The organism is Pantoea sp. R102 (assembly GCF_004916815.1).
Taxonomy (GTDB): Bacteria; Pseudomonadota; Gammaproteobacteria; order Enterobacterales; family Enterobacteriaceae; genus Pantoea; species Pantoea dispersa.
Window position 1 is genome coordinate 1 of sequence record NZ_SDFT01000098.1, and the last position, 9795, is coordinate 9795.

Sequence of the window (9795 nt, forward strand, 5' to 3'; positions counted from 1 at the left end):
AATATATATATGGTTATATCTTTCTAAGATAGCCTTTCTAAATTCTTCATTTTTATTTTTACGAAGCATATTTCCAAAATGCCGATCTGTATTAAGAAGAAGCTCAGCTTTCGACATTTTGCTGCTTAAACAACCTGTTTGGTAAAACTTATAAGTATCAAATTTCTTTATAAACTCATAACCTAACAACTTGTCAAATATCTTATGATGATTACTACTGTCATCCATGTTTTTTAGATTTTCAATTTCATATAAAACAGAATCGACCTGCGTATTTTCATGAGATATAAATTTAAATATCTCCTCAATATCATCATCCAGCCCTGCTTTCTTGCCATTAATATAAGGCTGAAGATAACTCAAGGCCTGACTATCCAAAGATATTGAATAATCAATTTTAAATGTAGAGACCCCTTCACCAAACATTTCACCTATTGTATCGGGATCCATTACTATCACATTCTCATCATTAAACAAAGATCGAATGGAAGCGCCATTTTTAAATTTCATATTGGATTGAAATCCAGGATATGGCCCTTTGGGCGAAGAAAAAACAAATTTATACTCTGGAATCAGATGATGAAAAATCGTATACATGCTTAAGGAATTGGACAAATCATCTTGATTACCAATATCCATTACCAATTTTTTTTTAATGTATTCCATATTTTATTCTTTTGACTAATAGCTTGAGCCTCTGCGTGACAAGCTAGCCTCTCCTGTAGTTCGAACGATTATGTCATCATATACTCTATCACATCCAAACAGTCCGACTCAGTGAAAGAATATGCCGAAGCGTGCCGTTGATTTGGCTGTTGACTTAAAGGGCGCGTCTGCGCCCTCTTGCAATTCTGTCAATACTGTACGGCCTCACCGCCAGTTGATGTGCCTCTCGATTTGTCACGGCCACCTACACCAGAAAAAAGGCGGCGTATTTTGCGCCGAATGCACGAAAGCATAGCAATTAAACAGTAAATAAGTCCCCACAAACACCAAGCGCCCTGCAATTGCAGAAACGAGAGCAGCTTAAGTAGATGTTTCTCGATGTCTCGCGTTTGAACCTGTCCGAAGGTGAGAACACCTGGATGATGAGCAGCCGTAAACTCAAAGTTGGTGAGCAGCCATTCTAGAGTGGTAGCAGCGGGCATCTGCTCCGGGACAGAAAGAAGCCATCAACAGTTTTTGAACGATTAGCCGCACTAGCTAAACGACAGAAAACTAGTAGCGCTGCTTATTAAAGCAGCGGCCGGACTAATCCGAGCTGCAAGATTCTTAACGGTTTCTTATCATTGTGATACTGTATATATATACAGATATTGATAAATGAGAGGAGTTAATCGCCTGATGGATATAGATAATCTCAGCGAGACCGAAGTAAGAATCCAGTTTATTGCTGACGTATCACTTGTCGAATATTGCAAAGAAGATGAATTAAAAATGGCTCTGTTAATGAACGGTGAGATGGCCGGAAAGATTGATACGGCGATTTATCAGGATGCCATTTTCCGCCAGGCTAAATGACTTCTTCTCAGTAACTCCCCTGCCCTGAGCCACCATTTCGGTGGCTTTTTTCATGCTGCTGCGAAGCGCATTCTTGTGCATGATTTTGCATGACCCAGATAGGATCACCGATAGCTACAGCGACCCTAGCTGGCGCGACTTGACGAGGCGCATGCATCTGCATTAAAAACGATGCATAAAGCGGGCAGGCGTGGCGGGGATAGCATTGCGCGCGAGCATGTTAACATCTTTGTATTGCCAATCTTTCCTAATCCCAAGGGATGACTGGGGTGATTTTTACAGGGTGTTATCTGGCTTATATGAAAAAGTGCTGTGAAATTTCGAAAATTGCCTAACTGAGTAATACACTTCTACTAGGTTCACTTGATGGCATCATAAATACATAATGATCAAGTAAGAAAGTTAATGTATGTTTGATGTTCAAGCAAGTTACTCACGTTCAGACCTTAGTTCTTAGAGACCAATTGTTCATAATGAAGATTACTTTCATGGCTAGATTTCTATTGGGTTTAAAGTTAATTTTAGTCAAAATGTTTTACTATTTTGTTAACCAATATGATTTGTAGAGGTTGATATGTTTAAAGGAATTCAAAAGATCTATTTGGAAAATGAATTCTCAGGTATAATTGATAATATAATTCTTAATAATAGAAATTTAATAATAACCGGAGGCAATGGCTGTGGAAAAACAAGATTTCTTGTGAGGCTTTTTGAAACAATTTTCAGTCGTGTGGCAGAGAGAAGCTATAAAACGGATTCTGAGATTAACACTGAAATTAAACATATTGAGCAAAGCCTTGAACACACTCAAGTTGGAACCCAGAACTGGTCTCATTATACGAGTTATTTACCCCAATTGATTGAGGAAAGAGAACGCAGAAAGAAGTTTAACATTATTTTTGATGGTAATGATCAAGGGCTTTTTACGGCTAGTTATCATACAGGTAAAAGTGTATTAATGAACTTTCCAGCCTTCAGAAACTCTACTATTCATGCGGCGAATTCAATCAGGTCCTTGGAGTCAATTAAAAATGCAGCTAAATCTTTAATTACTCACTCGAGTCAGCGCGGGGATAGTAAAGCGTCATATTTTGAAGAATATTTGGTTGCATTAAAGCAAGCTCGGGCGATGTATATTACAGAAGATGGGGATTTAGATAGTGCCAGTAAAATAGAGGGGTGGTTTGATAAATTAGAGAGTGATTTAGGTGAACTATTTGAAGACAAATCTCTTAAATTGAACTTTAAAGTTAAAAGTTCTTCATTTGAAATAGTTCAGGATAATAAAGAGCCTTATAAATTCCAAAATCTTTCATCAGGGTTTTCTGCCGTCATGTGTATATATGCGGAGCTTTTGATGAACATTGAAGCAAATGAAATATCTCCAGACGAATTAACAGGCATTGTGTTTATTGATGAAATAGATGCTCACCTCCATATTTCAATTCAAAAAAAGATTATGAGTTTTCTGACTAAGTCATTTCCATTAGTTCAGTTTATTGTTACAACTCATTCGCCTTTTGTGGTGATGTCAGTCAATGATGCAGTCATTTATGACCTTTCTAAGCATGAGCAGGTGGAGGACTTGTCTCTCTATTCATATGAGGCCGTTGCAGAAGGTTTGTTCAATACTTCATCGGTATCTCAAGTATTAATGGAGAAAATGTATAGATTGAATGCACTCACGAGTAATTATGAAAATAACAAACATGAGATTGAAAGTATATTATCTATGCTTAAGCAGCATGAAAACAAATTGGATGAAGAAAGTAAGTTCTATTTGAAAACTGCTGAAATAAATATGATGAAGCATACTGGTGGAGGTAAAGGTGTTTAATGTTATCCGACCAGCTGCAGCCCCAGCATCTTTAGCAAGACAGACACGTTATGATGGGCAAGATGTATATGATAGCCTAAAAGAAGCATTTCATGATAAGTGCTATATATGTGAGACCAAGTCACCGCAAGATGTAAATGTGGAGCACTTTGTTGCTCATCTTAATGATCTTGATAAGAAATTTGCGTGGAAGAATTTATATTTTGTTTGTAGTCGATGTAATAATATAAAGGGAGATCGTTATAACAATCTACTTGATTGTTGTGATGAGAATGATGATGTATATCGTTCCTTGAGGTTATTACCTCCTTACACCCCTTATGCTGGTAGTATTGTTGTTGAGGCTAGGGGGGACAATCCTAAAATAGAAAGTACAGTTGATTTACTCAGGAAGGTTTATAATGGCAAGGGGACGGTTAATAAAGCTGTGAGTGCTGAGTTTCTGAGGGTGAAGATTTTTGAAAGTTTGAATAGACTTCAGGAATATGTCAGAAGATGGTATTCAAATGAAAGCTTACCTGCTGAAAAGGAAGATGCGCTTGAGCGAATGAGGTTGCTAATAAAACCTGATGCACCTTATTCGGCATTCATGCGAGATGTACTTTTTGAAGATGATAAGCTCAGATTTTTGGTAGAAGAAATTTATTAACCTTTTATAAAGGCAGGTGAACCTGCCTTAACAATTTCAAAAGATATATTTTTGAATTGGACAATATCATCCTCTATCCATTCATTGATTTCTTTGATCCTTTTCTGAAGTGGTGTCAGTTCATTGCGTACAAATACTTGCGCTGCCTTCACAGCATCACCAAAACCACAGGTGTTGTCGGGGATAATTCCCATCATCTGCGGCGGCACCGGCGCGCGCTCAGCAGATCATCACGGCTGGTCTTCTTTATGTTGAAAAAGTCATCACCTGTTGCAACTTCGCTGAACGACAGAATCTTAATCCCGTCCAGCTTGCCGGTAGGCGCGTAAATGAACAGGGTGCGGAAGTTACCGATCCCTTTAGCGTCGCGCATCACCTGCCGCATGCGCTCGATATCGCTGCTGCTCTGCGCGGCGTCAGTCATATACAGGATATTACCTGCGTATGCACCGTTCTGGTAATACTTGCGGCGAAATAGCATCGCCGCTTCATTCAGCCAGCCGGAATTCAGCGCACTGAGGTATTTCGTCAAACCGTACAACTCCTGATTCACGTCCGGCTCAATCAAGTGGAAAACCTGATCCGCTTCGAACTGTTGCGCTTCCTTCCACTCATTCACAAACCAGTAAACGCCCTCCTCCACGCCACGTCGCGTGTACTTGGCCGGTGAGGTTTCCAGGCGCATCGATTTGCCTAGCGCATTGCGGCGCAATTCCATAAAGGCGTTACCAAACCTCAGGTAATCAAGCGCAAACTTGCTGAACTCCTGTTGACACAGCAGCGGGTGCGGGATAAACGTTGAAGCGAGAATATTGCGCTTCACATAGAGTGGCGAGCTATGATGTACCGCTGAGCGCAGGCTTATGGCGAGTCCGTGGAAGCTGACCAATGGCTCGTACCAGCAGCCGTTATGGATGCACTCGGCATAATTCATGATGTCGCGCTTATCGAGTACCGCCGTCGGCTCGCCAAAGGTAAACGCCTCGAACGGCTGCTTTGCGTCCTGCGCGGGCTGAGATTGTGCGGTGAATGCCTTGCCGCGGTTGCGTTTGCTCATCAGTAAAAATGGCGACAAAGTGGCGACTGAGATTGTAACAGGGTAGAACACGGCGTAACAGAATTGGCAATAACTCATTGATAAATAGTTAAATTATTGATAACCAACAGTAAACAAAAAAAGACCCAATACGATTCCTGTATCGGGTCCAGGGAAATGGCTCGTTGAGAGCCGTGCGCTAAAAGTTGGCATTTTTGCAGGCGAGGACGCCTTGCCTTTTAAAGGTAGACCAGCATCGGTGATTTTCCAGCCAGCGGGCTTCGCCGCCGGCAAAAGCTGCCAACTCTGTGATCGGGCTGGCACTAACGGCTGGCAGGCGCAGCGGCAAAAATGTGCGCTACGCCTGAAAATGCAGGGATTATTTACCGCACAGCTGCTGGGCGCGATCGACGATCGGCTGCAGGCTCATTTTTTGTCCCGGATGCGCTTTATCGGCGGCAAGGATGGTATCGATGGACTGCAATGTGCCCTGCCCGGCATTGCCGCGCGCCAGCGCTTTATCATTGAGCGGATACTGCAGCAGCGTGCTGGGGTTGATGGCAAACAGCGCGCCATCTTTCTCGCAGGTCAGCATCACCTCTTCACGGGTGAACGGCCACTTATCTTTGCCCATTTCAAAACGGCTGACGGTGATAATCTGCCCGGCGAACGCCTGGCTGCACAACGCCATCAGTAACCCAGCTGGAATCAGTTTCTTCAGCAAAATCTCGACCTCATCTCATCTTTTAACAGATTCAGGCCGGCGAAAGCGTGGCAAACACGCTCACCAGCCCGATAACAATCAACGCCAGCAGCAGCTCGAGCTGCGTCAGGCGGATAAAAAGTTTCGGTGCCCGGCTGGCGGCCAGGCGAAAACGCGGCACCAGCAGATAGCGATTAAGCAGCGCAATCAGCACCATCAGTGCCACCAGCAACGCTTTGCTCACCAGCAACTCGCTCCACAGCGTGGCGGTCCAGTTGAGCGGCGTGCCGGCAATCAGCAGGCTGTTGACCGTGCCGGTAACAATCGCCAGCGCCACGGCCAGATGACCATAGCGTGAAAAGCGCATCATGCTGCGAATGGCATCGGTGCGCCAGGCAATGTTACGCGCCTCGCGCATCAATAGCAGTAGCGGCAGCAGACCACCGGCCCAGAAGGCGGCCGCGATCAGGTGCAGCGCATGATTCCCCTGCTGCAGCAGTCCCGGCATGCCATCGCGCATCGCCGCATGGCCGACGCCCGCCAGTGCCACCAGCTGCAACAGCGCAGTCGCCAGTAACGCCTGCTGGCGCAGATTACCCCGCAGGCGCAGCGCCAGCGTGCTGAGCAGGGCAAACAGGATAACCCAGCGCCACACCGCGCCGAAGCGCGTGCCCAGCACCGCCAGCCAGACGTCGATGCTGGCGATACTGCGCCAGTCGCCGCTCATCAGCCCGGTCTGCGCCGCCAGCATCAACAGCGCACTGAGTAAACTCAGCACGGCGCTGTATCCCATCAGCCGCCGCCAGCGCTGGGCCAGCAGCGGTCGGTAGCGCGCCGGCGCCAGCAGCGCGGTATAAAATGCACTGCCGGTCAGCAGAAACAGCGCCAGAAAATGCAGCGCCCGCAGGCCGATCCAGAACGCGCTAAGACTCATTACTTCACGCTGAAGCTGTAGCTACCTTTGGTTTTGTGGCCGTCCACTGACAGCACGTGCCAGTTGACCTGATAATGACCCGACGCCAGCGGCTGGGCGATCGGCACAATCAGCTGATCGTGCTGCTGCGGATTCAGCTGGGCTTTCTCCAGCGCCACCGGCTGCTGCTGCGCGTTGATCATTTCCACGCCGCTGAATGCCGGTTCAATATCTTCGGTGAATGTCAGGGTGAGTTGCTGCGGCGCGCGCTCCACCATGGCGTTATCCGCCGGCACCGGGGCTTTGAGGTGGGCATGTGCCAGAGCCAGCTGGCTGAAGCCCAGCGTCGCGCCCGCCAGCAGTAGCGCGATAACGCGCCTGGATGCAGTTTTCATCATCACGTCTTCCCTTTTAACTGCGGCACTGCGCCGCAAATGTGGCAGCAGGATACGCCGCTGCTTTTAGGCTGTCGAGACTTGCGGTGCGATCCAATTCCCTTGATCCAGCAGGGCGAAACCATTATTTTTGCCCCTGTTTATCAGGAGAAAAGCATGAGCCAAAACCTTGCCCTGCTGTCGCAGGAAGAGAAAGACAAAGTTAACGTCGATCTCGCCGCCGCTGGCGTGGCGTTTAAAGAGCGCTACAACATGCCGGTGATCGCCGAGATGGTGGAGCGCGAGCAGCCGGAAGCGCTGCGCGACTGGTTCCGTCAGCGCCTGATGGCCTATCGCCAGGCATCGCTCAGCCTCTCCCGCCTGCCCTACGAACCTAAGCAGAAATAATTTATGTTACGCGTAATCGATACGGAAACCTGTGGCCTGCAGGGCGGCGTGGTGGAAGTGGCGTCGGTGGATGTCATTGACGGCCAGATCGTCAATCCGATGAGCGATCTGATCTGCCCGGATCGGCCCATCAGTCGTCAGGCGATGGCGGTGCACCGCATCACTGAAGCCATGGTGGTGGGCAAGCCGACCATCGAAGAGGCGATTGGCCGCTATCACGGTAGCCCGCACTATGTGGCGCATAACGCCAGCTTTGACCGGCGCATGCTGCCGACGATGCCGGGCGAATGGATCTGCACCATGACGCTGGCGCGCCAGCTGTGGCCGGGCATTAAATACGGTAATCAGGCTCTGCGCCACAGCCTCAAACTCGAGGTGTCGCCGCCGGATGATCTGCACGCGCACCGCGCGCTGTACGATTGCTACATCACCGCCGCGCTGCTGATCCGCATTATGGAAATCTCCGGCTGGAGCGCCAGCGAGATGGTGAGTCGCTGCCAGCCGGCGCCGGTCAGCGACGAGGTGTTCCCGTTTGGTAAGTATCGTGGTCAGAGCATCGGCAGCATCGCGCGTAAAGATCCGGGCTATCTGCGCTGGGTACTGGAAAACGTACGTGATTTGCGCGCGCCGCTGCGGCAGACGCTGCGCAAATACGTTAAGGACACTCAGTAATCGCTGCGTGGCGGCAGCGTGCCCTGCGCCAGGGCGATCAGGAAAGTGAACTCCTGCGCCACGCCTTCATAGGATTTATAACGTCCTGACTTGCCGCCGTGGCCGGAATCCATATCGGTGCAGAGTAACAGCAGCGCATCGTTGGTGCGCAGCTCACGCAGCTTTGCCACCCACTTCGCCGGCTCCCAGTACTGTACCTGCGAATCGTGCAGCCCGGTGGTCACCAGCAGGTGCGGATACGCCTGCGCCGTCACGTTGTCATACGGGCTGTACTGGCGGATGTAGCGATAGAATTCCGCCTGCTCCGGATTGCCCCACTCATCATATTCACCGGTGGTCAGCGGAATCGACGGATCGAGCATGGTCGTGACCACATCGACAAACGGCACCTGAGCGATCACGCCGTGAAACAGCTGCGGCGCCATATTCAGCACGCCGCCCATCAGCAAGCCACCGGCACTGCCGCCCATGGCATACAGCTGCTGCGGGTTACCGTAACCTTTCGCCACCAGCGCTTCGGTAACATCAATGAAATCGGTGAAGCTGTTCATTTTATGTTGCAGCCGGCCATCGTCATACCACTGCTGGCCCAGCTCGCCGCCGCCGCGCACGTGGATAATCGCGTAGATGAAACCGCGCTCCAGCAAACTGATGCGGCTGGTGCCAAAACTGGCCTCCATGCTGCTGCCATACGCGCCGTAACCGTACGCCAGCAGCGGATTGGCGCCGCGCTGAAAGTGTTTGCGGTGATAAACCAGCGAGACAGGCACTTCCGTGCCGTCGCGCACCGTGATCCACAGGTGTTCACTTTTGTAGTCGGCAGAGTCAAAGCCCGGCACCGGGGTTTGCTTGAGAATGCGCCGCTCGCCGGTCTCCATGTTCAGTTCGAACAGCGTGGTCGGCGTCGTCATCGACGAGTAGCCGTAGCGCAACGTGTCACTTTCCGGCGTGGGGTTGTAGGCCAGCCAGGTGACATAGGCCGGATCGTCAAAGGCAATACCGTAACTCTCGCCGCTCGCCCAGTTAATCTGGCGCAGCGTGTTTACCCCGCGCTGACGCTCTTCGACCACCAGCCAGTTACGAAACAGCTGGAAATCTTCCATCACTACGTGGTCGCGCGGCGGAATCAGGGTTTGCCAGCGATCTTCAGCCAGCCAGGCGCTGCGGTACAGGCCGAAATTTTTGCCGTCGCGGTTGGAGCGAATGAAGAACTGGTGATCGTAGTGATCGATGCTGTATTCATGATCGCGCCGCCGCGGACAAAACACCTGCGGCTGTGCGTCCGGATATTCCGCGTCAATCAGCAGAATTTCACTGGTAGTTGTGCTGAACAGCGCGATCAGGATGAAGTGTTCCGAGGTGGTTTTATGCACGCTGAGGTGGAAAGACTCATCCTGCTCTTCATACACTAGCTGATCTTCCGACTGCGGATGCCCCAGTTCGTGACGCCACACCTGATAAGCCAGCAGCGTTTTCGGATGCTTGCGTACGTAGTAGAGGGTGCGTGAGTCGTTGGCCCACGCCACGCTGGAGGACGCGTCGCGCAGCACCTCCGGATACCAGCTGCCGCTGTTGAGATTACGAAAGCGAATGCCGTACTGGCGGCGCGACAGAAAATCTTCCGCCAGCGCCATCACCTGGTTATCCGGGCTGATATCCAGCGTGCCCATGGTGTAAAAGTC

The 9795-nt window shown here is 49.5% G+C and carries 9 protein-coding genes and 2 pseudogenes; 5 read left to right on the forward strand and 6 right to left on the reverse strand.

Annotated features, from left to right (window positions below; genetic code table 11):
* Nucleotides 1–666: pseudogene (locus tag ERD80_RS11385) on the reverse strand (hypothetical protein); the annotation flags it as partial.
* Nucleotides 667–1344: 678 nt separating this feature from the next.
* Between ERD80_RS11385 and ERD80_RS22485 the strand changes: the two are divergent.
* From ERD80_RS22485 to ERD80_RS11395, 3 genes are all read left to right on the forward strand, one after another.
* Nucleotides 1345–1521, forward strand: a complete 177-nt coding sequence (locus ERD80_RS22485) for a hypothetical protein (RefSeq protein ID WP_168926270.1) — start codon at nt 1345–1347, stop codon at nt 1519–1521.
* 574 nt (nt 1522–2095) lie between these two features.
* Complete coding sequence (locus tag ERD80_RS11390; protein WP_136546967.1) at nt 2096–3358, forward strand: AAA family ATPase; 1263 nt, start codon at nt 2096–2098, stop codon at nt 3356–3358.
* On the forward strand, nt 3351–4007 hold the full coding sequence (locus ERD80_RS11395; RefSeq protein ID WP_136546968.1) for an HNH endonuclease: 657 nt from the start codon (nt 3351–3353) through the stop codon (nt 4005–4007). Before ERD80_RS11390 ends, ERD80_RS11395 begins: the two co-directional genes overlap by 8 nt.
* On the opposite strand, the pseudogene ERD80_RS11400 reads toward ERD80_RS11395, so the two are convergent.
* The 4 genes and pseudogenes from ERD80_RS11400 to copC form a co-directional block, all read right to left on the reverse strand.
* Nucleotides 4004–5064 (reverse strand): annotated as a pseudogene (locus tag ERD80_RS11400) (phage portal protein). The gene ERD80_RS11395 and the pseudogene ERD80_RS11400 sit on opposite strands and share 4 nt — an antisense overlap.
* A 358-nt stretch (nt 5065–5422) precedes the next feature.
* Entirely contained in the window at nt 5423–5770 is a 348-nt protein-coding gene (locus ERD80_RS11405) for a YebY family protein (protein WP_059009741.1), read from the reverse strand.
* 28 nt (nt 5771–5798) lie between these two features.
* Complete coding sequence (gene copD, locus ERD80_RS11410) at nt 5799–6680, reverse strand: copper homeostasis membrane protein CopD (RefSeq protein ID WP_127834155.1); 882 nt, start codon at nt 6678–6680, stop codon at nt 5799–5801.
* Nucleotides 6680–7057, reverse strand: coding sequence for a copper homeostasis periplasmic binding protein CopC (copC, locus tag ERD80_RS11415; RefSeq protein WP_127834156.1), 378 nt, complete (start codon nt 7055–7057; stop codon nt 6680–6682). Before copC ends, copD begins: the two co-directional genes overlap by 1 nt.
* Before the next feature lie 153 nt (nt 7058–7210).
* On the opposite strand from copC, the gene ERD80_RS11420 reads away from it, so the two are divergent.
* Both ERD80_RS11420 and exoX read left to right on the forward strand, forming a co-directional pair.
* Entirely contained in the window at nt 7211–7441 is a 231-nt protein-coding gene (locus ERD80_RS11420; protein WP_010616356.1) for a DNA polymerase III subunit theta, read from the forward strand.
* Nucleotides 7442–7444: 3 nt separating this feature from the next.
* On the forward strand, nt 7445–8113 hold the full coding sequence (exoX, locus tag ERD80_RS11425; protein WP_136546970.1) for an exodeoxyribonuclease X: 669 nt from the start codon (nt 7445–7447) through the stop codon (nt 8111–8113).
* Here exoX and ERD80_RS11430 read toward each other — a convergent pair.
* A partial coding sequence (locus ERD80_RS11430; protein ID WP_136546971.1) for a prolyl oligopeptidase family serine peptidase occupies nt 8107–9795 on the reverse strand: 1689 nt, incomplete at its 5' end. The two genes, exoX and ERD80_RS11430, sit on opposite strands and share 7 nt — an antisense overlap.